The organism is Streptomyces sp. NPDC090032 (genome assembly GCF_044748025.1).
In the GTDB taxonomy this organism is placed as follows: Bacteria; Actinomycetota; Actinomycetes; order Streptomycetales; family Streptomycetaceae; genus Streptomyces.
Map to the genome: position 1 here is coordinate 333,514 of NZ_JBIVFF010000003.1, position 25,601 is coordinate 359,114.

At 71.2% G+C, this 25,601-nt stretch carries 21 protein-coding genes; 13 read left to right on the forward strand and 8 right to left on the reverse strand.

Annotated elements, in window-relative coordinates:
• From ACIPWY_RS08575 to ACIPWY_RS08590, 4 genes are all read left to right on the forward strand, one after another.
• The coding region (locus ACIPWY_RS08575) for a YncE family protein (RefSeq protein ID WP_401532505.1) at positions 1–785 on the forward strand (785 nt) is incomplete at its 5' end.
• Between the two features lie 219 nt (positions 786–1,004).
• Positions 1,005–1,445 carry a VOC family protein gene (locus ACIPWY_RS08580; protein WP_362899805.1) on the forward strand — a complete coding sequence of 147 codons (441 nt, stop codon included), beginning with the start codon at positions 1,005–1,007 and terminating at the stop codon, positions 1,443–1,445.
• A 109-nt stretch (positions 1,446–1,554) separates the two neighbouring features.
• On the forward strand, positions 1,555–1,803 hold the full coding sequence (locus ACIPWY_RS08585; RefSeq protein WP_362899807.1) for a hypothetical protein: 249 nt from the start codon (positions 1,555–1,557) through the stop codon (positions 1,801–1,803).
• 65 nt (positions 1,804–1,868) lie between these two features.
• Complete coding sequence (locus ACIPWY_RS08590) at positions 1,869–2,060, forward strand: hypothetical protein (RefSeq protein WP_100592578.1); 192 nt, start codon at positions 1,869–1,871, stop codon at positions 2,058–2,060.
• Positions 2,061–2,118: 58 nt separating this feature from the next.
• Here the strand turns inward: ACIPWY_RS08590 and ACIPWY_RS08595 are convergent, their stop codons facing one another.
• The 4 genes from ACIPWY_RS08595 to ACIPWY_RS08610 all read right to left on the reverse strand — a co-directional run bounded on the left by ACIPWY_RS08595 (position 2,119) and on the right by ACIPWY_RS08610 (position 5,956).
• A complete protein-coding gene (locus ACIPWY_RS08595) occupies positions 2,119–3,150 on the reverse strand; it encodes a TolB family protein (RefSeq protein ID WP_393698334.1) in 1,032 nt (343 codons plus the stop codon).
• Positions 3,147–4,535, reverse strand: a complete 1,389-nt coding sequence (locus ACIPWY_RS08600) for an MFS transporter (RefSeq protein ID WP_401532509.1) — start codon at positions 4,533–4,535, stop codon at positions 3,147–3,149. Before ACIPWY_RS08600 ends, ACIPWY_RS08595 begins: the two co-directional genes overlap by 4 nt.
• A 1-nt stretch (position 4,536) precedes the next feature.
• Positions 4,537–5,424 (reverse strand): alkaline phosphatase family protein, encoded by an 888-nt coding sequence (locus tag ACIPWY_RS08605; protein ID WP_362899813.1) that lies wholly within the window; start codon positions 5,422–5,424, stop codon positions 4,537–4,539.
• 100 nt (positions 5,425–5,524) lie between these two features.
• Entirely contained in the window at positions 5,525–5,956 is a 432-nt protein-coding gene (locus ACIPWY_RS08610; protein ID WP_362899814.1) for a VOC family protein, read from the reverse strand.
• A gap of 311 nt (positions 5,957–6,267) precedes the next feature.
• On the opposite strand from ACIPWY_RS08610, the gene ACIPWY_RS08615 reads away from it, so the two are divergent.
• A complete protein-coding gene (locus ACIPWY_RS08615; protein ID WP_362899816.1) occupies positions 6,268–9,261 on the forward strand; it encodes a bifunctional [glutamine synthetase] adenylyltransferase/[glutamine synthetase]-adenylyl-L-tyrosine phosphorylase in 2,994 nt (997 codons plus the stop codon).
• Between the two features lie 16 nt (positions 9,262–9,277).
• On the opposite strand, the gene ACIPWY_RS08620 is transcribed toward ACIPWY_RS08615, so the two are convergent.
• Complete coding sequence (locus tag ACIPWY_RS08620; protein WP_393698341.1) at positions 9,278–9,883, reverse strand: TetR/AcrR family transcriptional regulator; 606 nt, start codon at positions 9,881–9,883, stop codon at positions 9,278–9,280.
• A gap of 147 nt (positions 9,884–10,030) precedes the next feature.
• Between ACIPWY_RS08620 and ACIPWY_RS08625 the strand changes: the two genes are divergently transcribed.
• Both ACIPWY_RS08625 and ACIPWY_RS08630 read left to right on the forward strand, forming a co-directional pair.
• Positions 10,031–11,509 (forward strand): APC family permease, encoded by a 1,479-nt coding sequence (locus ACIPWY_RS08625; protein WP_362899820.1) that lies wholly within the window; start codon positions 10,031–10,033, stop codon positions 11,507–11,509.
• 54 nt (positions 11,510–11,563) lie between these two features.
• A complete protein-coding gene (locus ACIPWY_RS08630; protein WP_393698343.1) occupies positions 11,564–13,141 on the forward strand; it encodes an amidohydrolase in 1,578 nt (525 codons plus the stop codon).
• Here the strand turns inward: ACIPWY_RS08630 and ACIPWY_RS08635 are convergent.
• Positions 13,122–13,985, reverse strand: coding sequence for a phosphatase PAP2 family protein (locus tag ACIPWY_RS08635; RefSeq protein WP_393698345.1), 864 nt, complete (start codon positions 13,983–13,985; stop codon positions 13,122–13,124). The two genes, ACIPWY_RS08630 and ACIPWY_RS08635, sit on opposite strands and share 20 nt — an antisense overlap.
• A 117-nt stretch (positions 13,986–14,102) precedes the next feature.
• Positions 14,103–15,140, reverse strand: coding sequence for a LacI family DNA-binding transcriptional regulator (locus ACIPWY_RS08640; RefSeq protein ID WP_362899826.1), 1,038 nt, complete (start codon positions 15,138–15,140; stop codon positions 14,103–14,105).
• A gap of 435 nt (positions 15,141–15,575) precedes the next feature.
• Here ACIPWY_RS08640 and ACIPWY_RS08645 point away from each other — a divergent pair, with 435 nt between their 5' ends.
• The 6 genes from ACIPWY_RS08645 (at position 15,576) to pulA (ending at position 25,013) form a co-directional block, all read left to right on the forward strand.
• The gene (locus ACIPWY_RS08645) at positions 15,576–16,850 is read left to right on the forward strand and encodes an extracellular solute-binding protein (RefSeq protein WP_362899828.1); all 1,275 of its coding nucleotides are present in this window, start codon (positions 15,576–15,578) and stop codon (positions 16,848–16,850) included.
• A 105-nt stretch (positions 16,851–16,955) separates the two neighbouring features.
• Complete coding sequence (locus ACIPWY_RS08650; RefSeq protein WP_362899830.1) at positions 16,956–17,954, forward strand: sugar ABC transporter permease; 999 nt, start codon at positions 16,956–16,958, stop codon at positions 17,952–17,954.
• A gap of 19 nt (positions 17,955–17,973) precedes the next feature.
• Positions 17,974–18,885 (forward strand): ABC transporter permease subunit, encoded by a 912-nt coding sequence (locus ACIPWY_RS08655; RefSeq protein WP_362899832.1) that lies wholly within the window; start codon positions 17,974–17,976, stop codon positions 18,883–18,885.
• 50 nt (positions 18,886–18,935) lie between these two features.
• Entirely contained in the window at positions 18,936–20,657 is a 1,722-nt protein-coding gene (locus ACIPWY_RS08660; protein ID WP_393698349.1) for a glycoside hydrolase family 13 protein, read from the forward strand.
• Between the two features lie 110 nt (positions 20,658–20,767).
• The gene (locus tag ACIPWY_RS08665) at positions 20,768–22,153 is read left to right on the forward strand and encodes an alpha-amylase family protein (protein ID WP_362899835.1); all 1,386 of its coding nucleotides are present in this window, start codon (positions 20,768–20,770) and stop codon (positions 22,151–22,153) included.
• Between the two features lie 142 nt (positions 22,154–22,295).
• Complete coding sequence (gene pulA, locus ACIPWY_RS08670) at positions 22,296–25,013, forward strand: pullulanase-type alpha-1,6-glucosidase (protein ID WP_393698991.1); 2,718 nt, start codon at positions 22,296–22,298, stop codon at positions 25,011–25,013.
• A gap of 65 nt (positions 25,014–25,078) precedes the next feature.
• Here the strand turns inward: pulA and ACIPWY_RS08675 are convergent, their stop codons facing one another.
• Positions 25,079–25,597, reverse strand: a complete 519-nt coding sequence (locus tag ACIPWY_RS08675) for a GNAT family N-acetyltransferase (protein ID WP_393698351.1) — start codon at positions 25,595–25,597, stop codon at positions 25,079–25,081.
• Between the last annotated feature and the right edge of the window lie 4 nt (positions 25,598–25,601).

Genomic DNA, 25,601 nt, shown 5'->3' on the forward strand with positions numbered 1-25,601 from the left:
CCTATGTGACCAATTCTGGCTCGGACAGCGTGTCGGTGATCAATACCAAGACCAATGCTGTCGTGGGCTCGCGGATTCATGTCGGTAAGGGCCCTGCGGGGGTGGCTGTGGACAGCGTCCGTGGTCGCGCCTATGTGACCAATTCTGGCTCGGACAGCGTGTCGGTGATCAATACCAAGACGAACGCTGTCGTGGGCTCGCGGATTCATGTCGGTAAAGGCCCTGCCGGGGTGGCTGTCGATAGCGTCCGTGGTCGCGCCTATGTGACCAATTCTGGCTCGGACAGCGTGTCGGTGATCAATACCAAGACCAATGCTGTCGTGGGCTCGCGGATTCATGTCGGTAAGGGCCCTGCCGGGGTGGCTGTGGACAGCGTCCGTCGTCGCGCCTACGTGACCAACGCTCACTCGTTCGCCGTGTCGGTGATCAATACCAAGACCAATGCTGTCGTGGGCTCGCGGATTCATGTCGGTAAAGGCCCTGCCGGGGTGGCTGTCGACAGCCTCCGGGGCCGCGCCTACGTGACCAACTCCGACTCGTACGCCGTGTCGCTGATCAACACCAGGACCAACGCGGTCGTCGGCTCCCCGATCCTCGTCCGCTACGGACCCGCCTGGGTGGCCACCGACGCCCTCCGCGGTCGCGCCTACGTGACCAACTCCCTCTCGGACAGCGTGTCGGTGATCGACACCAAGACCAACACCGTCGTGGGCTCCCCGATCCCCGTTGGCAACGCCCCCGCCGGGGTGGCATTGGGGAAGTCGCTCCGGCCCGCGAGTCACTGACACGGGCGGCCTGGTGGCGCTCGCCCTGCAGTTCCTGCGCAAGAAGCGGTGCATAAGCGAGGAAGCGCTCGGTTTCGCGCCGCGCCGAGCCTCTGGGGCCGTCGGTCCGTTGACCGGCGGCCCCTTCGCGTGCGCTGTGGATGTCGAGAACGTGGCACCGGCTCCGTCCCAGGGACATCAGCGGCCACCACCGGCCGCACGGGAAGAAGGAGAACCAGCATGGCGATTCAGCGGATGGACAACGTCGGCATCGTCGTCGAGGACATGGATGCCGCCATCGCGTTCTTCGTGGAACTCGGTATGGAGCTGGAGGGCAGGGCGGAGGTCGAGGGCCTCGTCGCCGACCAGTGCACCGGACTCGACGGTGTCCGCTGCGACATCGCGATGCTCCGGACCCCGGACGGTCACAGCCGGCTGGAACTGTCGAAGTACCGCAGCCCCGCGGTGATCAGCGCCGGGCCGCGCAACCGGCCGCACAACATTCTGGGCACGCACCGCGTCATGTTCGCCGTCGACGACATCGAGGACACCGTTGCGCGCCTGCGCCCTCACGGCGCCGAACTCGTCGGCGAGATCGCCCGGTTCGAGGACAGCTATCTGCTCTGCTACCTCCGCGGCCCGGAGGGCATCATCGTCGGACTGGCCGAGCAAATGCGCTGAGAAGGAGGAGCTGAGAGGGAGGAGCAGAACCATGGGGCGCTTGATGCGTCCCGCCCCTTTTGCGGTCCCCGGTCGCTACCGTGGGCGGTGAGCGAGAAGGGAGCGCAGCATGGCCGAGCCGCTCAAGACCCTCGTCGACGGGGTCGAGGTCGAGGTGCCCAACAGCATCCCCGCCATCCGTGACGCCCTGCCGCGGGAGCGGCGCGAGGAGTTCGACCGGGAGATCAACGCGGCCGGGGTGCACGAGATCCACGCCGTGATGCGGCACTGGATGCTGGAGGCCGTGCCCGACCCGGCCGCCGACGCCATCATGGAGCGGCTCGCCCGTGAGGAAGCGGAGAGGGCCGGAGCCGCGTGAGCCCTCGTCATCGCCGCCGCCATCGCATCGCGTACGCCCCGCCCGCCGACGACACCCTCGCGAAGATGGCGGGACCCGTGCCGTTCAGGGCGGAGCTGGAACGCACCCTCGGCGTCGACCCGTACGGGCACGGGTCCCTCCCCATCGGCCGGTGGGCGGACCGCAGGGAGGCGACCGTGCGCGGCGTCATCGTCCGGTACTACGTCTCCGGGTCGATCCTGGTCGTGACGGTGGTGCGGCTGATCCCGGAGCCGTGAGCATTGCGGGCGGCAGGCCCGTCCGCCATCGGTATCAGCGGTTCCGGATCGCCCGGGGTCACAGGTACGCCGGAGACACCGCCGCCTTGGTGAGGCGGTGCGGCGCTCCCGTGCCGTCCGCCGGGACCGTGTAGAGGTCCGCGCCGTAGTCGCCCGGCAGCGCGTAGGTCAGGGTGTGCGCGTCGCTCCAGACCGCCTGGTCGTCCACGCTGCGGGTCTCCGCCAGAGGTGTCTCGCGCAGCGTGCGCAGGTCGAGTACGTACAGCCGCCAAGGGGCGTCCGCCGAAAGGCCCTTCACGCGTTTCTTGTACGCGATGCGGGTGCCGTCGGGGGAGAGCGACGGGCATTCGACGTTCTGGTGGACGGTGGTGAGCGTGCGGGTCCGCAGGTCGCCCCGTACGAGGTAGGTCTGTCCGTGCGTCGCGAGCGTCGCGTAGAAGTGGCGGTCGTCCGCCGCGAACGTGATGCCCCAGAAGTTGATGTCCGCCGCGCGGTAGGTCCGGCCGTCCTTGACGACCCGGAAGTCCTCCAGCGTCGGCGTGAGGCGACCCGTGCGGGTGTCCACGATCGCCGCCCGCGTCGAGAAGTTCGTGCCCGCGTAGCTGTCGCCGCCCACGAACACCGTCCACGCCGCGTACCGCCCGCTCGGCGAGACACGGGCGCGGGACGGGATGCCCGGCAGCGCGTAGTGGGCCTTCTCCTTCAGCCGCGAGTCCAGGACGCGCGCCGTGTACGTGTCCTGCATCGCACCCCGCTCGGCCCGCAGGCAGATGGCCGTGCCCGAAGCGGCGTAGAAACGCAGGCACTTGACGCCCGACGCGGTGCGGGGCGCGTCCGGGCGGCCCGCCGGGACCGTGGTGAGCTCGTCCCGGTGGGGGCCCCACGCCATGTTGCGGAAGACGAGGTGGCGGGGGGCCGCGGTGGACTCGGCCGGCAGGGTGACCCGGCCCGCCGTGACCGTCGGGCCGCCCGCGTGCGCCTCGTTCCTGCGGTCGGCGCGCGCCGCCGCGTGCAGGACCGAGGCCGTCGCGACGGCCGCCAGGGCGACGACCGCGGCGACGAGGACGAGCAGCCTGTTACGTGGCGTCATGCGGGTACTACCTCCGCGGGGGTGGGGGCGGTGGGCCGGAACGCGTACGCCACCGCGGCGCCCGCCGCCAGCGCCACCGTGGCCGCGCCCAGAGCCGTGCGGTCGCCCCACGCCGTCCAGGCGGCGCCGAAGCCGATGGAGCAGACGAAGCGCGCGAGCGCCTGGCCGGTCTGCACGACGGCGAGTCCCGACGAGCGCAGCTCCTGGGGGATGGCGGTGGAGGCCGCGGCCATCAGGACGCCGTCCGTCGCCGCGTAGAAGCAGCCGTGCAGCGCCAGGACCGCGTACGGCAGGGCGGTGCCGTGCCACGGCGAGAGCAGCAGGCCGTACGCGGTGAGGAGCGCGGCGTGGCCGGCGAGGAACACGCGCCAGCTGCCGACGCGGTCCGCGAGCCGGCCCAGGGGCGCGGCCAGGAGCAGGAACGCGGCCGCCGTGCCCAGGGGGAGCAGCGCGAACCACTGGTCGGGGACGCCCAGGCGGCGCTGGAGGAGCAGGTAGATGAAGGAGTCGCTGACCGTGGCGAGGCCCAGGAGCAGGGCGCAGACCGTGGTGCGGCGGACCTCGCGGCGGCGCAGGAGCGCGAGCGCGGACCGGAAGGTGGGGCGTGGGGGCGCGGCGGGCCGGCCGTCCTTGGTGGGCTCGTGTGCGGGTGCGGGGCGGCTCTCCTCGGCGGACTCCTGCGAGGGTGCAGGGCGACTGTGCTTGGTGGTCACCTGCTCGGCTTCGTGGCGGTGGGGGACGAAGAGGAACAGGACCAGTACGCCTATTGCCGCGACGCAGAAGCTGACGGTGAAGACCGCGTCGTAGCCGTCCGTCGTCGCGCGCAGGATCAGGAAGGCCGCGAGGGGGCCGAGGAGGGCGCCCGTCGTGTCCATCGCCCGGTGCACGCCGAAGGCCCTGCCGCGGGTGGCCGGGGTGCTGCTCAGGGAGATCAGGGCGTCCCGCGGCGCCGTGCGCAGGCCCTTGCCCGTGCGGTCGGCCGCCAGGACCATGCCGATCGTGGGGAGCGTGGCGGCCAGCAGGAGCAGGGGTTTGCAGAGCGCCGAGAGGCCGTAGCCGAACAGGGCGACGGTCTTGTGGCGGCCGCCTCCGCGGTCCGCGAAGTGGCCGCCGACGAGGCGGACCAGCGCCGAGAAGCCGTTGTAGACGCCGTCCAGGAGACCGAAGCCGAGGGGGGAGAGGCCGAGGCCCGCGACCAGGTAGAGCGGCAGGACCGCCGTGACCATCTCGGACGAGACGTCGGTGATCAGGCTGACCGAGCCGAGGGCCAGGACCGTGGTGGCGATCGCGGTGCCGCGCCGCCCGGCCGGTGGCCGGGCGGCGGGTTCCGCGGACGCCGCGCTGGAGTTCCCCCGTGTTTGGGGGCGGCTGTCCGCTACGTACATGTCAGGACGTCCAGATGCCCGTGATGTCCTTGCCGGACGCCGCGTTGCCCGCGTGCGGGAGGCCGTGCATGTCCTCGATCGTGCGCAGGACGTCGTAGTGGTTGTAGGTGGTCGCCGAGGTGGCGCCCGGGGTGACCTGCTGGCCGTAGAGGACCGTCGGGATCTTGTTGCCGGCCAGGCGGTTGTCCTCGTCGAAGGTGACGACGAGGAGGCTGTTGTGCGCCTTCGCCCAGGTCGCGTACGCGGACAGGTTGTTCTTCAGCCAGGTGTCACCGGTCGACACCGAGCAGTCGTGCATGTCGCTGCACAGGTCGGGGACCACGAACGAGACCTGGGGGAGCGTCGAGTAGTCCGAGGGGAACTGCGCGAAGGTCTTCGCCGTGGACGTGGGCACGTTGCTGAAGCCGAACCACGGGTTGTGCTTGCGGGCGTAGTCGCCGGACGAGCAGGTGGTCGAACCCTGGCTCGGCAGGCCCTCGTTGTAGCTGCCCCAGGTCTTGCCGGCGGCGATCAGCTCGGAGGCCAGGTTGGGCTGCGAGGAGAAGCCCGGCGTGTAGCAGCCGTCGTCCGTGATGCCCTGCGTGGCGCCCGAGAACAGGGCGAAGTAGTTCGGCTGGCTCGGGTGCGTCAGCGCGTACGACGCGGAGAGGCCGGCGCCGTTCGTCTTCAGGCTGTTGATGTACGGGGCGCTGGAGGAGCCGATCACCTGGTTGTAGGCGTGGTTCTCGAAGACCACGACCACGGTGTGGTCCGGGGTGGGGACGCCCGCAGCGGCCTGCGCGGACGAGCCGCCCACGCCGGACCAGAGCGCGACCGCGGTGGCGGTCAGGGCGAAGGCCGACGCGAGCGCCGCGGTGCGGCTGCGTCGGAACAGTGATCTGCCAAGCACGTGAGACCTCCGGTGGGGGGAGAGACGGCGGCGGTGCGGCTAGAGCATGCACACGCCAAGATGCCCCTGTCCCACGCACATGTGAAGGGGCGGTGAACCCTCAGCGCTCCGACAGCGGGGCCGGCGCCTGCTGCACCGTCCAGCCGTTGCCGTCCGGGTCGGCGAAGAACATGAACGAGTTCCATACGTCGCCGGGCCCGTCCTCCCACCCCGTGGCCCCCACGTGCTGCACCGGGCTCACGTCCACGCCCCGCTCCAGCAGCTCGACCCGCGCGGCGTCGATGTCCGTCACGCACATCTGGACGCCGGTCAGCGAGCCCGGCTGCATAGGCCGCTGCCCCGGCGCCCCCGGAACGCCCTCCTCCAGGGTGATCGAACAGCGCGACCCGGGCGGCGTCATCTGGACGATGCGGACGCCCTCCGTGACGACCTGGTCGACATCGACCTTGAAGCCGACCCGGTTCTCGTAGAAGTCCTTCGCCCGGTCGACGTCCGAGACGGGCACGACGATCACTTCGAGGGTCCAGTCCATGGGTGTTCCCTTTCGGATTGAGGTTTCCCGCCACACGGGCGGGCGGCGGCGTGAGCGGGGGCGCCCGTCCGGCCGTACCGTCGGGATCCGGAACAGCTCGGCCGCGGCGGTCTTCTCTCCGCCCCGGCCACCCCGATGCTCCCGTCAAAGGGCAGACCGCGCACGCGGACGGAACTCACCGGCGAGGCCTTCGGGCCTGTCCGGTGGATCGTGCCGGGGGCGCGGACTGTTTCCGGCAACCTGAACCGACCTGATCCGCCGGACAGGCCCTAGGCTCTGGACCAGTGCGTGATCGAACAGGAGGCCGTGCGATGTCGGTGCCCCAAGGGCGCAGGAGCAGTACGTTCACGCGGCTGCTGCGGCACGGATTCACGGATCCCTCCGCCGCCGAGCGGCTCCTGGACGTGCCGGGCCTGTCGGCCGTGCGCTCCGACCCGATGCTTCTCGACGCCCTCAGCGCCACCGCAGACCCCGATCTGGCCCTCCTCGGGCTCGTCCGGCTCGTCGAGGCGCAGGCCGGTGACCCCGAGCGCCGGGAGCTCCTCGACACGCTCATCACAGCCAAGCCGCTGCGCGACCGGCTACTCGGCGTGCTCGGCGCGTCCGAGGCGCTCGCCGACCATCTGGCCCGGCACCCGCTGGACTGGCAGGCCCTCGTCACCTACGAGCCGTCCGACCTGCACCCCGGGGTGGAGGAGTTCGAGCGGGGCCTCGCGGACGTCGTCGACCCGAACTCCCTGCGGGTCGCCTACCGGCGCTGCCTCCTGTCGATCGCCGCCCGTGACGTGTGCGGGACGACCGACGTCGCCCAGACCGCCGCCGAACTCGCCGACCTGGCCACGGCCACCCTGCGCGCCGCCCTCGCCCTGGCGGAGGCGGACGCGCCCGGGGACGCCGCGCTGTGCCGGCTCGCCGTCATCGCGATGGGCAAGTGCGGCGGCCACGAACTCAACTACATCTCCGACGTGGACGTCATCTTCGTCGGCGAGGCCGTCGAAGGCGCCGACGAGGGCAAGGCGATCCAGGCGGCGACCCGGCTCGCCTCGCACATGATGCGGATCTGCTCCGAGACGACCGTCGAAGGCGCCATCTGGCCGGTCGACGCCAACCTGCGCCCCGAGGGACGCAACGGCCCCCTCGTGCGGACGCTCTCCTCGCATCTCGCCTACTACCAGCGCTGGGCCAAGACCTGGGAGTTCCAGGCGCTGCTCAAGGCGCGGCCCGTCGCCGGCGACCTCGAACTCGGCGACGCGTACGTCAGGACGCTCTCGCCCCTCGTCTGGCAGGCCGCCGAGCGCGAGAACTTCGTGCCCGACGTGCAGAAGATGCGCAAGCGCGTCGTGGAGAACATCCCCGCGGGCGAGGTCGACCGGGAGCTGAAGCTGGGGCCCGGCGGGCTCAGGGATGTCGAATTCGCCGTACAGCTCCTGCAGTTGGTGCACGGCAGGGCCGACCTCTCGCTGCGCAGCGGCACCACCCTGGACGCGCTGGCCGCACTCGCCGACGGCGGATACGTGGGACGGGTCGACGCCGTCCAGCTCGACGACGCCTACCGGTTCCTGCGCACCCTCGAACACCGCATCCAGCTCTACAAGCTGAGGCGCACGCACCTCGTCCCCGAGGGGGACGCGGACCTGCGGCGCACCGGGCGGTCCATGGGCATGCGGACCGAGCCGATCACCGAACTGCACCGCGCCTGGCGCCGCCACACCTCTGTCGTGCGCCGCCTGCACGAGAAGCTCTTCTACCGGCCGCTGCTCGACGCCGTGGCCCAACTGGCCTCCGGCGAGTCCAGGTTGAGCACCGAGGCCGCGCGGGAGCGGCTCGTGGCCCTCGGCTACCACGACCCGAGCGCCGCGCTGCGTCATCTGGAGGCGCTGGCCTCCGGTGTGACCCGCAAGGCGGCGATCCAGCGGACGCTGCTGCCGGTGCTCCTGGGCTGGTTCGCCGACTCCGCCGACCCGGACGCCGGACTGCTCAACTTCCGCAAGGTGTCCGACGCGCTCGGCAAGACGCCCTGGTACCTGCGGCTGCTGCGGGACGAGGGCGCGGCCGCGGAGAACCTCGCCCGGGTCCTGTCGGCCGGGCGGCTCGCGCCCGATCTGCTGATGCGCGCGCCGGAGGCCGTCGCCCTGCTCGGCGACCAGCGGGGCCTCGAACCGCGCGGGCACGCCCAGTTGGAGCAGGAGGTGCTCGCCGCGGTCGGGCGCGCGAACGGCGCCGAGCAGGCCGTCGCCGCGGCCCGTGGCGTACGGCGGCGCGAGCTGTTCCGTACGTCGGCCGCCGACATCATCGCCTCGTACGGCACCGAGGACACGCCCGTCGAGGCCGACCAGGGCGCACTGGTGGACCGCGTCGGCGGCGCGGTCTCCGACATCACGGCCGCGACCCTCGCCGGGACGCTGCGCGCCGTCGTGCGCGAGGGGTGGGGCGACGAGCTGCCCACCCGGTTCGCGATCATCGCCATGGGGCGGTTCGGGGGGCACGAGCTCGGCTACGGGTCGGACGCCGACGTGCTGTTCGTGCACGAGCCGCGCGAGGGCGTCGACGACCAGGAGGCGGCGAAGGCCGCGAACCGCGTCGTGTCCGAGATGCGCCGGCTGCTCGCCCTGCCGAGCGCGGATCCGCCGCTCCTCATCGACGCCGACCTGCGCCCCGAGGGCAAGTCCGGGCCGCTGGTGCGCAGCCTCAAGTCCTACGAGGCGTACTACCGCCGGTGGTCCCTGGTGTGGGAGTCGCAGGCACTCCTGCGGGCCGAACCGGTCGCGGGCGACCTGGACCTGGGACGTCGCTTCATCGACCTCATCGACCCGCTGCGGTTCCCCGCCGAAGGGCTCGGGGAGGACGCGGTGCGCGAGATCCGGCGGCTCAAGGCGCGCATGGAGTCCGAGCGGCTGCCGCGCGGCGCGGACCCGACGCTGCACACGAAGCTGGGCCGCGGCGGGCTCTCGGACGTCGAGTGGACGGTCCAGCTGCTCCAGCTCCAGAACGGGTGGGCGGAGCCGGGGCTGCGCACGACCCGCACGCGGGAGGCGCTCGCCGCGGCGTGCGCGGCGGAGCTGATCCCGGGCGAGGAGGCGGCGATCCTCGACGAGGCGTGGATCCTGGCGTCCCGCGTGCGCGGCGCGGTCATGCTGGTGCGCGGCCGTCCGGGCGACACCTTCCCGTCCGACGGGCGGGAACTCGCGGCGGTGGGACGGTACCTGGGCTACGACCCCGGGCACGTCGGCGACATGCTGGAGGACTACCGCCGCATGACGCGCCGGGCGCGCGCGGTGATGGAGGAGCGCTTCTACGGGGCGTAGGGGGTGCCCGGCGGAGTCACCCGGCCAGCGCGGAGACGTGGGCGAGGAACCCGGTCAGGGCCAGTTCGAACGCCGCGTCGGCGTGGCCCGCGCCCATCGCGGCCAGGGCCGCCGCCAGGCGCGGCGTCGCCGTCTCGTCGGCCAGCTCCCACATCGTCTCCGGCGCCGCCATGTCCAGGGCGGAGCCGAGGACGACGTTCTCCAGGCCGATGATCACCGGCATCACGTCCGGCAGGGCGAACCCGGCGTCGAGCAGGAGCCCGGCCGCGAGCTCGTACTGGTCGAGGACGCGCTGGGCCCGCACGGGTGACGTGGTGAGCAGCGGGATCGCCTTGGGGTGGGCGGCGAAGGCGGCCCGGTAGGAGCGGGCCCAGGCCGCGAGGGCCTCGGCCCACGGCCGCTCGCCGGTGAGCGTCGCGGGGTCGATCGCGACGGCGACCCGCTCGCGCAGAAGCTCCACGATCCCGTCCCGGCCGTCCACATGGTGATACACGGATCCTGTCTGGACGCCGAGCCGTTTCGCGATCCGCGGAACGCTGAAGTCGCCCTTCTCGTCGACGAGTTCGAGCGCGGTCGTGGTGATCCGCTCCCTGTCCAGCAGCGGCTTGCTCGGCCGTCCCATCGCGCGCTCCCCGAATCTGAGGTCTTCCCGAATGCCCAAAGGGAGGCTACATTGCCGAAACCGAAAGCCTTTAGGTTTCGCTTCCCGGCCACCGGGACGATGCCTCCGGGACCCCCGTCCCCCGCCGCCAGAAGGGCTTCCCTCTCCATGCCCGTGACCTCACCGCAGACTCAGGACAGCGCCACCGCCGCCGCAGCGGAACCCACCCTGCGCGCCGGCACCCTCGGCACCGCCGACATCGCCTTCTTCGTCGTCTCCGCCGCCGCCCCGCTCACCGTCATGGCGGGCGTCGCCCCGATCGCCATCGCGCTCGGCGGCATCGGCGCCCCCGTCGGCTATCTCCTCGCCGGCCTGACACTCGCCGTCTTCGCCGTCGGCTTCACCACGATGAGCCGCCACGTCCGCAGCGCCGGCGCCTTCTACGCCTACATCACCCGCGGCCTCGGCCGCTCCGTCGGCATCGGCGCCGCTCTGCTCGCCATGGTCGGCTACAACGGCATGGAGATCGGCGTCTACGGCCTGCTCGGCACCGCCACGCAGGACACCCTGCACGCCCTCTTCGGCATCGACATCCCCTGGCTGCCCGTCTCCCTCGCGGGACTCGTACTCATCTGGTACGGCGGCTTCCGGTCCATCGACTTCGGAGCCAAACTCCTCGGCGTCCTGCTCTGCGCCGAGACCGGCATCCTCGTCCTGCTCGCGGGCGGCGTCCTCCTCGAGGGCGGCGCGCACGGCCTGTCCGCCGCGTCCTTCGCGCCGGGCAACGTGCTCGTCCCCGGCACCGCCGCCGTACTCGCCTTCGCCTTCGCCGCGTTCACCGGCTTCGAGTCGACCGTCATCTACCGCCGCGAGGCCCGCGACCCCGGCCGCACGGTGCGCCGCGCCACCTACATCGCGGTCGCCTTCCTGGGCCTGTTCTACGCGTTCATCGTCTGGACCGTGATCCAGGCCTTCGGCGACGCCCACGTCGTCGCGGCGGCCGGCAGCGACCCGGTCGGCCTGTTCTTCTCCGCCATCACCACCTTCGTGGGCGGCTGGGCGGCCGACCTGATGCACATCCTCATCGTGACCAGCGTCCTCGCCTCGCTCCTCGCCTTCCACAACGCCATCAACCGCTACGGGCTCGCGCTGGCCGAGGAGGGTGTCCTGCCGAAGGCCTTCGGCACCGTCCACGCCAAGCACCGCTCCCCGTACGTCGCCGGTGTCGCGCAGACCGTGCTCGGCGCGGCCGTCGTCCTCGCCTTCTGGGCCGCGGGCGCCGACCCGTACGCGCAGCTGCTCCTGTGGGTGAACACCCCCGGCATGATCGGCCTGATGGCGCTCCAGCTCCTCGCGGCGATCGCCGTGCCGTTCTACTTCCGCCGCATCACCCACGAGGAGGGCGTGCTGCGCACGGTCGTCGCGCCGATCGCGGCGACGGTGCTGCTCAGCGTCGCGATCGTGCTGGTCTGCACCCACCTCGACCTGTTCACGGGCGCGTCCTCCCTGGTCAACATGGTCCTGATGGGCGTGGCCCCCGCCGTCTTCGTCCTCGGCATCGCCCTCGCCCGCCGCCTGCGCCGCACCAGGCCCGACGTGTACGAGCGCTTCGCGGCGGAACCGTCCGACGACGCGGAAACCGCCTAGCCCCTGCGCCCGCCCCTACGGAACACAGCCCCACCCCGAACGGAGTTCACCCCCATGCCCGCAGCCGACCTCCTCCTCACCGGCGCCCGCGTCCGCACCCTCGACCCCGCGCACCCCGAGGCGACCGCCGTGGCCGTCCGCGACGGCCTGATCGCCGCCGTGGGCGCCACCGAGGACGTCGTACGCGACTGGAGCGGACCGGACACCGAGCGCGTCGACCTCACGGGGGCGACCCTCGTGCCCGGCCTCGTCGACGCGCACAGCCACCCGGTGTGGGGCCTGGAGATGGCGACCGGCGCGGACCTGTCCGGCGTACGGAACCTGGACGAGCTGCGGGCGGCCCTGCGCGCGGCGCCCCGCGTCGACGGCTGGATCGTCGCCTGGGGCCTCGACCACAACGCCTTCGGCGGCCGCCTCGTCGACCGCGCACTGATCGAGGACGTACTCGACGGGGCACCCGCCTTCGTCCGCCTCTACGACGGGCACTCGGCGCTGGCCAGCGGGGCCGCACTGGCGGCGGCCGGGATCACCGGGCCGCGCGAGTTCGTCCAGCGCGCGGAGATCGTGTGTGACGCGGACGGGCGCCCGACCGGGCACCTCGTCGAGCACGCCGCGATGGACCTGATGCTCGCCGTCATCCCGAGGCCCTCGTTCGCCGAGCGCCGCGCCGGGCTGCTCGCGCTGCTCTCCGACATGGCCGCCACGGGCCTGACCGGCGCCCACGTCATGGACCTCGGGCACGGCGACGTACCGCAGCTGCTGGCCTCCGTCGAGGAGGAGGCCGTGCTGCCACTGCGGCTGCGGCTCGCGCCCTGGTGCATGCCGGGCGTGGACAAGGCCGGCCTGGACGAGCTGATCGCCGTCCAGCGCGAGGCCGGGCGGCACTGGCGGGTCGGCGGGGTCAAGTTCTTCATGGACGGCACCGTCGAGGGCGGCACCGCGTGGCTGGAGCACGCCGACTGCCACGGCCAGGGCACCGACGCGTTCTGGCCGGACCCGAAGGCGTACGCGGACGCCGTGCGGTACCTGCACGCGGCGGGCGTCGGCACCGCGACCCACGCGATCGGGGACGCGGCCGTCCGGCACGTCCTGGACACCGTCGAGTCCCTGGGCGAGAGCGGCCGGGGCGTGCACCGCATCGAGCACATCGAGACGGTGCCCGACGACACGATCCCGCGGTTCGCCGCCCTGGGCGTCGCCGCGTCGATGCAGCCGCCGCACACCGCGTACACCCGCAGTGACCAGGGCGACGAGTGGTCGAAGCGGCTCGGCAGGGAACGGGCCTCGCGCGCCTGGCGCATCAGGGACCTGCGGGACGCGGGCGCCGTACTGGCCCTGGGCTCGGACTGGCCGATCGCGCACTACGACGTGCGCCGGGTCCTGTCCATGGCCCGGGTGCCGGAGGGCGCGGCGGGTCCCGGGCAGGGGCTGACGGGGCTCATGGCGCTGGAGGGCTGCACGTCACACGCGGCGCGCGCCGCCGGTGAGGACGCCGGGCGTATCGCCCCCGGCCTGCGGGCCGACCTCACGGCGTTCGGCCTCGACCCGGTGGACGCGCCGGCCGACGAGGTGGCAGAGGCGCCGGTCCGTCTGACGGCGGTCGGCGGTCACGTCACGTACCGGGGGGCCTGACGCCGGACGTGGCGGGCGCGGGCACGAGGCGCGGCATGGTGTGGGGCAGCGCCCCGTACCAGACCCGCGCCAGCCCGAAGCCGAACGCGAGGCAGGTCATGCCGCCCACCGCGTCCAGCCAGAAGTGGTTCGCGGTCGAGACGATGACGACCAGCGTCAGTGCCGGGTACAGGAGTCCGAGGACCCGCGCCCACGGCGCCGAGGCGAGGGCGAAGATCGTCAGGCCGCACCACAGTGACCAGCCGATGTGCATGGACGGCATCGCCGCGTACTGGTTCGACATGTGCTTCAGGTCGCCGGACGCCATCGAGCCCCAGGTGTGGTGGACCATGACGGTGTCGACGAAGTGCGAGCCGTTCATCAGGCGGGGCGGGGCGAGCGGGAACAGGTAGTAGCCGACCAGGGCGACCGCCGTCGTCGCGAAGAGCGTGAGCCGGGCCGCCGCGTAGCGGCCCGGATGGCGGCGGAACAGCCACACGAGCACACCGAGCGTGACGATGAAGTGCAGTGTCGCGTAGTAGTAGTTCATGCCGACGATGAGCCATGTCACCGAATTCACGGCGTGGTTGATGCTCTGCTCGATGGCGATGGACAGATGGTGCTCCGTCCGCCAGATCCAGTCGGCGTTGCTCAGAGCCTTCGCGCGCTGCTCCGGAACGGCGTTGCGGATCAGGGAGTACGTCCAGTAACTCACCGCGATCAGCAGTATCTCGAACCAGAGTCTGGGACGACGCGGTGCGCGCATGCGGCCGAGGAGTCCCCGCCCACCGCGGCGGTCGTCCGCCATGGGTGATGCGGCGGGCCCCTGTTGGCCTTCCAGTGTCGTCACGGTCGATTCACCCATAGAGACAGAGTCTGCCAGATACCGCCCCCGCGTCCGATCATCCCTCGGGTGGGTCATCCGCGCATGCCCTACACCCTGCGGACGACCCGTTACCTAGGGACGCGGCCGGGGCGATACCTAGGGGCGCGCCACACGTTCCCCGGGCGCCGAAGCGGTTGAACCGCGGACCACCAGTTCGGGCATGAAGACGAATTCGCTGTGCGGTGCGGGCGTTCCGCCGATCTCCTCCAGGAGCGTGCGGACGGCGGCCTGGCCCATCGCCGGGACCGGCTTGCGCACGGTGGTCAGGGGCGGGTCCGTGAAGGCGATCAGCGGGGAGTCGTCGAAACCGACGACCGAGATGTCGGAGGGGACGTCGAGGCCCCGCTGCCGCGCCGCCCTTATGGCGCCGAGGGCCATCATGTCGCTGGCGCACACGACCGCCGTGCAGCCGCGGTCGATGAGCGCCGTGGCCGCCGCCTGCCCGCCCTCCAGTGTGTACAGCGAGTGCTGCACCAGATCGCGCTCGATCTCCTCGGCGGACAGGGGCAGGAGGTCCTGCATCGTGCGTACGAAGCCCTCGATCTTCCGCTGGACCGGCACGAACCGCTTGGGGCCGAGGGCGAGTCCGATGCGGGTGTGCCCCAGCGAGACGAGGTGGGTGACGGCGAGCTGCATCGCGGCCCGGTCGTCCGGCGAGATGAAAGGTGCCTGCACCCTCGGCGAGAAGCCGTCGACCAGCACGAACGGCACGCCCTGCGCGCGCAGCTGCTCGTAGCGCTGCATGTCCGCCGAGGTGTCGGCGTGCAGTCCGGAGACGAAGATGATGCCGGAGACGCCCCGGTCGACGAGCATCTCCGTGAGCTCGTCCTCGGTGGAGCCCCCGGGGGTCTGGGTGGCGAGGACCGGGGTGTAGCCCTGGCGCGTCAGGGCCTGGCCGATGACCTGGGCGAGCGCCGGGAATATGGGGTTCTCCAGCTCCGGCGTGATCAGGCCGACCAGTCCGGCGGAGCGCTGGCGCAGCCGCACGGGCCGCTCGTAGCCGAGGACGTCGAGCGCGGCAAGCACGGACTGGCGGGTGGCCGCGGCCACCCCCGGCTTGCCGTTGAGCACCCGGCTGACCGTCGCCTCGCTGACCCCCGCCTGCGCTGCGATGTCGGCCAGTCGCGCGGTCACGGGATGGGACTGTACCGGCCGCGCGCCGGACTGCCCACCGTCAACCGGTCGCCGCGGGCGGGCAGTTGAACGGCCCGCTGCGGACTGCTGCGTCATGGCGCTCCCTCGTGTGACTGGCATGTGGCTCGCGTGGGGCCCATGGGGTCTCGATGATCCCCGCGCCGGCCCGGTGTAGCAAGAGCTTGCAGATTCTTGCACAAGGCATCCATGGCCTGTCAGGCCCGGCAAGGTCCCCGCACGCACCGGAGCGCAGGTCACAGACCGATAACCGGCTGGATCTCCTTGCAATATTTTTCTGCAAGGTCTTTCGCCGTGCTTGCAACGCTGTTACGTTCACGTCGCCCGGCGGCGGCAACGGTGCGGTCGGCGAGTCGGCAAGGGGTACGGGCGGGACCGTCTCCCACCACTTCGGGCTTTCACCCTCAAGGAGATCTCATGCGGCGTGGCATAGCGGCCACCGCGCTGGTGGCGTCCCTCGCCCTCGCGGCGACGGCCTGCGGCACAAGCGACAGCGGCAGCGACAAGGCGTCGGGCCCCGTCACCATCACGTGGTGGGACACGTCGAACGCCACCAACGAGGCACCGACGTACCAGGCCCTGGTCAAGGAGTTCGAGAAGGCGAACTCCGGCATCAAGGTCAAGTACGTCAACGTCCCCTTCGACCAGGCGCAGAACAAGTTCGACACCGCCGCGGGCGCCAAGGGTGCCCCCGACGTGCTGCGCGCCGAGGTCGGCTGGACGCCGGCCTTCGCGAAGAAGAGCTACCTCCTGCCGCTCGACGGCACCGAGGCCCTCGCCGAGAAGGACAAGTTCCAGCCGAGCCTGATCAAGCAGGCCCAGTTCGACGGCAAGACGTACGGCACGCCGCTGGTCACCGACACCCTGGCGCTCGTCTACAACAAGGCCCTCTTCAAGAAGGCCGGCATCGACCTGCCGCCCGCGAACTGGGCCGACCTGAAGGCCGACGCCGCCAAGATCAAGTCGAAGACGGGCGTCGACGGCTACTGGGGCTCCACGCAGGGCTACTACTCCATGCCGTTCCTGTACGGCGAGGGCAGTGACACCGTCGACGCCACCGCGAAGAAGATCACCATCGGTTCGCCCGAGGCCAAGAAGGGCCTCACCGCCTGGCAGGGCCTCTTCGACGGCAAGGGCCTGCACAAGGCCGACGCCACCGCCGACGCGTACGCCCACATCCAGGACGCGTTCGTGAACGGCAAGGTCGCCGCGATCATCCAGGGTCCGTGGGAGATCACCAACTTCTACAAGGGCTCCGCGTTCAAGGACAAGGAGAACCTGGGCATCGCGACCGTCCCGGCCGGCTCCACCGGCAAGGCGGGCGCCCCCACCGGCGGCCACAACCTCTCGGTCTACGCCGGCTCGGACAAGGCCCACCAGGACGCCTCGCTCAAGTTCGTGAAGTGGATGACCTCCGCGAAGACGCAGGAGCAGATCGCCCTCAAGAACTCGACGCTGCCCACGCGCCAGGACGCGTACACCACGAAGGTCGTCACCGACCCGGGCATCGCCGGCTTCCAGAAGGTCCTCACCAGCGCCCAGCCGCGCCCCGAACTGCCCGAGTACAGCTCGCTGTGGGCCCCGCTCGACACCGAGTGGCCCAAGGTCGCCACCGGCAAGGACTCCCTGGACAAGGGCATCGGCAACGCGCGGACCTCGTTCGCGAAGCTGGTCCCCGACTTCAGCAAGTGACCCCGTCCTGACGGCTGCCGCCGGTTCCGCCCGCGAGGGGGCGGGCGGAACCGGCGGCGCCGCGCCGCACGCACTGAGCAGCCGATCCCCAGAAGGTGCCGAACCATGACAGTCGCCGTCGACAGCACGGCCGCCAAGACGCGCGGCGGCCGCGCGCCGCGCCCCGGCCCGCTCAAGCGCCTGCGGCGCTCGTACCAGAAGCACTGGTACGCGTACGCGATGATCGCGCCGGTCGTCGTCGTGCTCGGGGTCCTCGTGATCTATCCCCTGGTGCGCGGCTTCTACCTGACGCTCACCGACGCCGACAGTCTCAACTCGGCGCGCACGATCGGCGTCAACCACATCGACGCCACGTACCGGTTCATCGGGCTCGACAACTACGCCGACATCCTGTGGGGCCCGACCTCCTACGACCGCTTCTGGTCGCACTTCATCTGGACGATCGTGTGGACGGCGCTCTGCGTCGCCCTGCACTACGTCATCGGGCTCGGCCTCGCGATGCTCCTCAACCAGAAGATGCGCGGGCGCACCTTCTACCGGCTGCTGCTCATCCTGCCGTGGGCCGTGCCGACGTTCGTCACCGTGTTCTCGTGGCGGATCATGCTGTCCGACTCCGGGATCATCAACTCCGTGCTCGGTTCGCTGCATCTGCCGCAGCCGCAGTGGCTGGAGGACACCTTCTTCCAGCGCTCGGCCGCAGTCCTGGTCAACACCTGGTGCGGCGTGCCGTTCATGATGGTGTCGCTGCTCGGCGGCCTCCAGTCGATCGACCCGGTGCTCTACGAGGCCGCCGAGATGGACGGCGCGAGCCCCTGGCAGCGCTTCTGGAACGTCACACTGCCCGGCCTGCGGTCGGTCAGCTCCACCGTCGTACTGCTCGGCGTCATCTGGACGTTCAACCAGTTCAACGTCATCTTCCTGCTGTTCGGCAACACCGCGCCCGACGCCCAGATCCTCGTCACCTGGGCCTACTACCTGGGCTTCGGCCAACAGCCGCGCGACTACGCCCAGTCCGCCGCGTACGGCGTGCTGCTCCTGTCGCTCCTCGCCGTCTTCACGTCCTTCTACTACCGCTGGCTGAACCGCAATGAGCAGCTCGCCTGACGCCGCAGGAGCCGCCCCCATGAGCACCACGACCGTCGACACCCCGGCGACCGGCGCGCAGCCGGTCACCGAAGCCGTCCGCCCGCGCCGGATGCGCCGGCGCGGCGAGCGCAGCCGCCTCGCGACCTTCCTGTCGCACGGCGTCCTGAGCGTCGCGAGCCTGATAGCCCTGTTCCCGATCGCCTGGCTGGTCTATCTGTCGCTCGGCCCGGACAAGGACGACTACCTCCACCCCGGGCGCATCCTCGACAAGGCGACCTTCTCGAACTACTCGTTCGTCCTGGAGCACACCAACTTCTTCAAGTGGCTCCAGTCCACGCTGATCGTGTCCCTGGGCACGACGGTCGTCGGCGTCCTGTTCGCCGCCACCACCGGCTACGCCGTCTCGCGCATGCGCTTCCCCGGCTACCGCAAGCTGATGTGGGTCCTGCTGCTCACGCAGGCCTTCCCGATCGCCGTCCTGATCGTGCCGATGTACGAGATCCTCGGTGACCTCGGCCTGATCGACACCTACGGCGGCCTCATCCTCGTGTACTGCTCGACCGCCGTCCCGTACTGCGCGTGGCTCCTCAAGGGCTACTTCGACACCATCCCGTACGAGATCGACGAGGCCGGCCGCATCGACGGACTCTCGCCGTTCGGCACCTTCGCGCGCCTCATCGTCCCGCTGGCCAAGCCGGGCCTCGCGGTCGCCGCGTTCTACAGCTTCATCACCGCGTTCGGCGAAGTCGCCTTCGCCTCCACGTTCATGCTCGACGACGAGAAGTACACGTTCGCCGTGGGTCTGCGCAGCTTCGTCAGCGAGCACGACGCGCAGTGGAACTACATGGCGGCGACCGCGGTGTTGATCGCCATTCCGGTGTCCGCGTTCTTCTACCTTGTCCAGAGGAACCTGGTCACCGGCCTCACGGCGGGCGGCACCAAGGGCTGAGCCCCGCCCCCCTCCGTATGTACGCAAACCCCTGACGCAGCAAGGACACCATGAGTCAGCACACTGCCGACACGGCGCAGGCCGGCGCGGCCTCCGCCCCGACCTCCGTTCCCGCGCAGGCGTCCACCGGCTGGTGGCGCGACGCGGTGATCTACCAGGTCTATCCGCGCAGCTTCGCCGACAGCAACGCCGACGGTATGGGTGACCTCGAAGGCATCCGCGCCCGGCTGCCGCACCTCAGAGACCTCGGGGTGGACGCGGTGTGGCTCAGCCCGTTCTACGCGTCCCCACAGGCGGACGCCGGCTACGACGTCGCCGACTACCGCGCCGTGGACCGGATGTTCGGCTCCCTCCTCGACGCGGACGCCGTGATCCGCGACGCCCACGGACTCGGCCTGCGCGTCATCGTCGACCTCGTGCCCAACCACTCGTCCGACCAGCACGAGTGGTTCAGGCGGGCCCTCGCCGAGGGGCCCGGATCGCCGCTGCGCGAGCGCTACCACTTCCGGGAGGGCAAGGGCGCGGACGGCGAACTGCCGCCCAACGACTGGGAGTCCATCTTCGGCGGCCCCGCCTGGACCCGCGTCGCCGACGGCGAGTGGTACCTCCACCTGTTCGCGCCCGAGCAGCCCGACCTCAACTGGGAACACCCCGCCGTCGGCGACGAGTTCCGCTCCATCCTGCGGTTCTGGCTCGACATGGGCGTCGACGGCTTCCGCATCGATGTCGCGCACGGCCTCGTCAAGGCCGCGGGCCTGCCTGACCTCGGCGCCCACGAACAGCTGAAGCTGCTCGGCAACGACGTCATGCCGTTCTTCGACCAGGACGGCGTGCACGACATCTACCGCGCGTGGCGCCTGATCCTCGACGAGTACGCCGGCGAGCGGATCTTCGTCGCCGAGGCGTGGACCCCGACCGTCGAGCGCACCGCGAACTACGTACGCCCCGACGAACTGCACCAGGCCTTCAACTTCCAGTACCTGTCGTCCTATTGGGACGCGGTCGAGCTGCGCGACATCATCGACCGCTCGCTGGACTCGATGCGCCCGGTCGGCGCCCCCGCCACCTGGGTCCTGTCCAACCACGACGTCACCCGGCACACCACGCGCTACGCCAACCCGCCCGGCCTCGGCACCCAGCAGCGCGTCGCCGCGGACCCGGCCCTCGGCCTGCGCCGCGCCCGCGCCGCGACCCTGCTCATGCTGGCGCTCCCCGGTTCCGCGTACGTATACCAGGGCGAGGAGCTCGGCCTGCCCGACGTCGTCGACCTGCCGGACGAGGTGCGCCAGGACCCCTCGTTCTTCCGCGCGGCCGGGCAGGACGGCTTCCGGGACGGGTGCCGGGTGCCGATCCCGTGGACCGTCGACGGACCCTCGTACGGCTTCGGGGCGGGCGGCTCGTGGCTGCCGCAGCCCGCGGGCTGGGGCGCGCTGAGCGTGGAGGCACAGACCGGGGTGCCCGGCTCGACGCTGGAGATGTACCGCTCCGCGCTGGCCGTGCGGCGCGAGCACCCGGCGCTCGGCGCGGGTGACTCCGTCGAGTGGCTGAAGGCGCCCGAGGGCGTGCTCGCGTTCCGGCGGGAGCCGGGCCACGGCGGCGAGGCGTTCGTGTGCGTCGCGAACACGACGGGCGCCGCGGTGCGCATGGCCGTGCCGGGCCGGATCCTGCTGACCAGCTCGGCCGCCGACGCCATCGAGAACGCCGACGCCATCGAGAACGGCGACGGTCACACGGTCGTTCCCGCCGACACGACCGTGTGGTGGACCGTCTGACGTTCTGAACCGCTCTCCCCGGCCCCCGCTCGGCCGGGGAGAGCATCCCCCCACAGCCCCCTGCGATTGGCAGGGACACCTCATCAGCACACCGACGTGCAGGAGGAAACATGGCTATCAGATCGCGTGCGGCCGCGCTCGCCCTCGCGGCCGGCACCCTCATAGGCTCCGGCCTGGGGTCCGCCGGGCCGGCCCAGGCGGCCCCGCCCGGCACCAAGGACGTCACCGCCGTCCTCTTCGAGTGGCGGTTCGACTCGGTGGCGAAGGAGTGCACCGCCCGGCTCGGCCCCGCGGGCTACGGATACGTCCAGGTCTCGCCGCCCCAGGAACACATCCAGGGCTCCCAGTGGTGGACCTCGTACCAGCCCGTCAGCTACAAGATCGCGGGCAGGCTCGGGGATCGTACGGCCTTCAAGAACATGGTCGACACCTGTCACGCGGCCGGCGTCAAGGTCGTCACGGACACCGTGATCAACCACATGGCGGCCGGATCCGGGACCGGTACCGGCGGCTCCGCGTACTCCAAGTACGACTACCCCGGCACCTACTCCGCCGCCGACATGGACAACTGCACCGCGCAGATCAGCAACTACCAGGACCGCTTCAACGTCCAGGAGTGCGAGCTCGTCGGCCTCGCCGACCTCGACACCGGCGAGGAGTACGTGCGCGGCCGGATCGCCGCGTACATGAACGACCTCCTCTCGCTCGGCGTCGACGGATTCCGGATCGACGCCGCCAAGCACATCGCCGCCGCCGACCTCGCCAACATCAAGTCGCGGCTCAGCAACCCGAACGCCTACTGGAAACAGGAGGCGATCTACGGCGCCGGTGAGGCCGTCTCGCCCAGCGAGTACCTCGGCACCGGCGATGTCCAGGAGTTCCGCTACGCCCGCGACCTCAAGCGCGTCTTCCAGAGCGAGAACCTCGCCTACCTGAAGAACTACGGCGAGGGCTGGGGCTACATGGCATCGGGCCAGTCCGCCGTCTTCGTCGACAACCACGACACCGAGCGCGGCGGCGACACCCTCAACTACAAGGACGGCGCCGACTACACCCTGGCCAACGTCTTCATGCTGGCCTGGCCCTACGGATCGCCGGACATCAACTCCGGCTACGAATGGACCGACAAGGACGCCGGACCGCCCAACGGCGGCACGGTGAACGCCTGTTGGCAGGACGGCTGGAAGTGCCAGCACGCCTGGCCCGAGATCCAGTCCATGGTCGCCTTCCGCAACACCACCCGCGGCCAGTCCGTCACCGACTGGTGGGACAACGGCGCGGACGCCGTCGCCTTCGGCCGCGGCAGCAAGGGCTACGTCGCGATCAACCACGAGTCGTCCGCGCTCACCCGCACCTACCAGACGTCGCTCGCCGCGGGCACGTACTGCGACGTGCAGAGCAACAAGGCGGTGAGCGTGAACAGTTCGGGCCAGTTCACGGCGACGCTCGCCTCTAACACGGCCCTCGCCCTGTACGCCGGCAAGTCCGGCTGCTGACCCGGACCACGGCCCCCTATCCGTAACCCCCGTTCCGGCCGCCCGGCGCGTCCTCCCCGCTCGCGCCGGGCGGCCCTGTCCGCGCGCCCCGCGTCACTTCCGCCGCCTACCCGCCGAGGAGTTTCCCGTGATACGCCCCGCCCTGCCGCGAAGAACAGCGGCCGTCCTCGCAGCCGCCCTGTGTGCGGCCCTCGCCCCGGCCCTGCCCCAGGCGGCCGCCGCACAGAACCCGCCCGCACCCCCGTCCGACGCACGGCCCGCCGCCGCTTCCGCGAGCAGTACCGACCTCGACCTGACGAAGTCCGAGGCGCAGTGGATCGACCGCGACACGGTCGCCCTGCCCGCCGACAGCACGGCGGCCCTGTCCGCCCAGCTCGTGTACGACCGCGACGGCGGCATCACCGTCAAGGACGGCGCGCTCAGCGGCGAAGGGCGGCGGCTGCGGCTGCACAAGGCCACCGGCGGGCTCACCGACGCCCAGCTCGCCCGCTTCCCGCAGCTGAAGAATTACGACGCCTACACCGTCGACCCCCGCGACCGTGACCGGGTCGGCGACGCCCTCAAGGGCCAGCTGATCCTCACCCGCCGCATCGCCGACGGCGCCCTCGTCACCGCAACGGGCGTACAGACGGCGGGAGTTCTCGACGACCTGTACGCGCACAGGGCCGGCAAGGCGTCACTCGGTCCGGTCTTCACGAAGGGTGGAGCCACCCTGTCCGTCTGGGCGCCCACCGCTCAGGCCGTGGCCCTCGACCTCGGCGGTCGCGCCGTCGCCATGCGCCGCGACGGCGCGACCGGCGTCTGGTCCGTGACGGGTCCGCGCTCCTGGCAGGGCAAGCCGTACCGGTACTCCGTGAAGGTCTGGGCGCCCAGCGTCCAGAAGGTCGTCACGAACAAGGTCACCGACCCGTACTCCACCGCCCTCACCGCCGACTCCGAGCGCAGTCTCGTCGTCGACCTGGATGCGAAGTCCCTTGCCCCGTCCGGCTGGTCGGCGCTGAGGAAGCCGAAGGCCGTGCCGCTGCGCGACGCGCAGATCCAGGAGCTCCACATCCGCGACTTCTCCGTAGAGGACCGCACCGCCAAGCACCCCGGCACCTACCTCGCGTTCACCGACCGCGACAGCAAGGGCAGCGAGCACCTGCGTGAACTGGCGAAGGCCGGCACCTCGTACGTGCACCTCCTGCCCGCGTTCGACATCGCCACGATCCCCGAGAAGAAGTCCGAACAGGCCACCCCGGACTGTGACTTGAACTCCTTCGACGCAGCCTCCGAGCGGCAGCAGGAGTGCGTCGGCGAGAGCGCCGCCAAGGACGCCTACAACTGGGGCTACGACCCGTACCACTACACCGTCCCCGAAGGCTCCTACGCCACCGACCCGGACGGCACCGCGCGCACGGTCGAGTTCCGCCAGATGGTCAAGTCCCTGAACGGGGACGGGCTGCGCGTCGTCATGGACGTCGTCTACAACCACACGGCCGCGAGCGGCCAGGCGAAGACGTCGGTGCTCGACCGCATCGTGCCCGGCTACTACCAGCGCCTGCTCGCCGACGGCTCCGTCGCCACCTCCACATGCTGCGCGAACACGGCCACCGAGAACGTGATGATGGGCAAGCTCGTCGTCGACTCGATCGTCACCTGGGCCAAGGAGTACAAGGTCGACGGCTTCCGCTTCGACCTGATGGGGCACCACCCCAAGGCCAACATCCTCGCCGTCAGGAAGGCCCTCGACGCGCTCACCGTCGCGAAGGACGGCGTCGACGGCAAGAAGATCATCCTCTACGGGGAGGGCTGGAACTTCGGCGAGGTGGCCGACGACGCCCGCTTCGTGCAGGCCACGCAGAAGAACATGGCGGGCACCGGCATCGCCACCTTCTCCGACCGGGCCCGCGACGCCGTGCGCGGCGGCAGCCCCTTCGACGCCGACCCCGGCGTCCAGGGCTTCGCCTCCGGCCTCTACACCGACCCCAACTCCTCGAAGGCGAACGGCACAGAGGCCGAGCAGAAGGCCCGCCTCCTGCACTACCAGGACCTGATCAAGGTCGGCCTGACGGGGAACCTCGCGGCCTACACCTTCACCGCCAGCGACGGCCGCACGGTCAAGGGCGCGGACGTCGACTACAACGGCGCTCCCGCCGGATACGCCGACGCGCCGGGCGACGCCCTCGCCTACGCCGACGCCCACGACAACGAGTCCCTCTACGACGCGCTCACCTACAAGCTGCCCGCCGCCACCGCCCCGGCGGACCGCTCGCGCATGCAGGTCCTCGCCCTCGCGACGGCCGCGCTCTCGCAGGGACCCGCGCTGTCCCAGGCCGGCACCGACCTCCTGCGGTCCAAGTCCCTCGACCGCAACTCCTTCGACAGCGGCGACTGGTTCAACGCCATCCACTGGGACTGCCGCGACGGCAACGGCTTCGGACGCGGACTGCCCCCGGCCGCCGACAACAAGGACAAGTGGCCCTACGCCACCCCCCTGCTGACCTCGGTGCCCGCCGCCAAGTGCGCGGACATCGAGGGGACCTCGTCCGCGTACCGGGGCCTGCTGAAGATCCGCACCACGGAGCCGGCATTCGACCTCGCCACGGCCGGGCAGGTGCAGGAGAAGCTGTCCTTCCCGCTCTCCGGCAAGGACGAGACACCCGGGGTGATCACCATGCGCCTCGGTGACCTCGTCGTCGTCTTCAACGCCACGCCGAAGACACAGGAGCAGCGCGTCGGCACGGTCGCGGGCACCTCGTACCGGCTGCATCCCGTGCAGGCGGCGGGCGCCGATCGGGTAGTGAAGTCGGCCTCGTACGACGCCGGTTCGGGAACGTTCCAGGTCCCGGCACGCACGGTGGCGGTGTTCACGCGCTGACCGGAGGAAAGGCCGGGCGCCCGGTGCGACAGGGGTGGCACGCCCTGCCGTACCGGGCGTTCGCGTCACCCGAGCCGCTTCTCCATGAGCGTCACCGCGTACTTGCTGCCGCCCGCGCCCGACTTGAACGGCTGCTCGCCCACGACCGCGTAGCCCGCGCTCTCGTAGTAGGCCCGCAGCCGGGGGTTCGTCGACACGCAGTCCAGGCGGCACAGGGCGCGGCCCGCGGCGGCGACCCGCTCCTCGGCGTGCGCGAGCAGCGCGCGGCCCGTACCGGCCGGGGCGCCGCGGCGCACCATGAGGCGGTGCACATAGCCGGCCTCGGGCGGCCGGGCACCCCACGCGGGCTCGTCGTCCCACCACAGCTCGTACGCGCCGACCTCTTCAGAAGGCGCGTCGTCGGCGAACCACACCTCGCCCTCCTTGATCCGGAGGCGGAAGTGGTCCTCGGTCTTCTCGCCGGGCTGCCACTGGTCGATGCCCTGCTGCACCATCCAGCGGGCCGCCCCGTCGTACAGGGTGACGAGCGCGGCGAGGTCGTCGGGTCCGTCGGCTGCCCTGCGGAACGTGAGTCGCGGCGTCATGGAG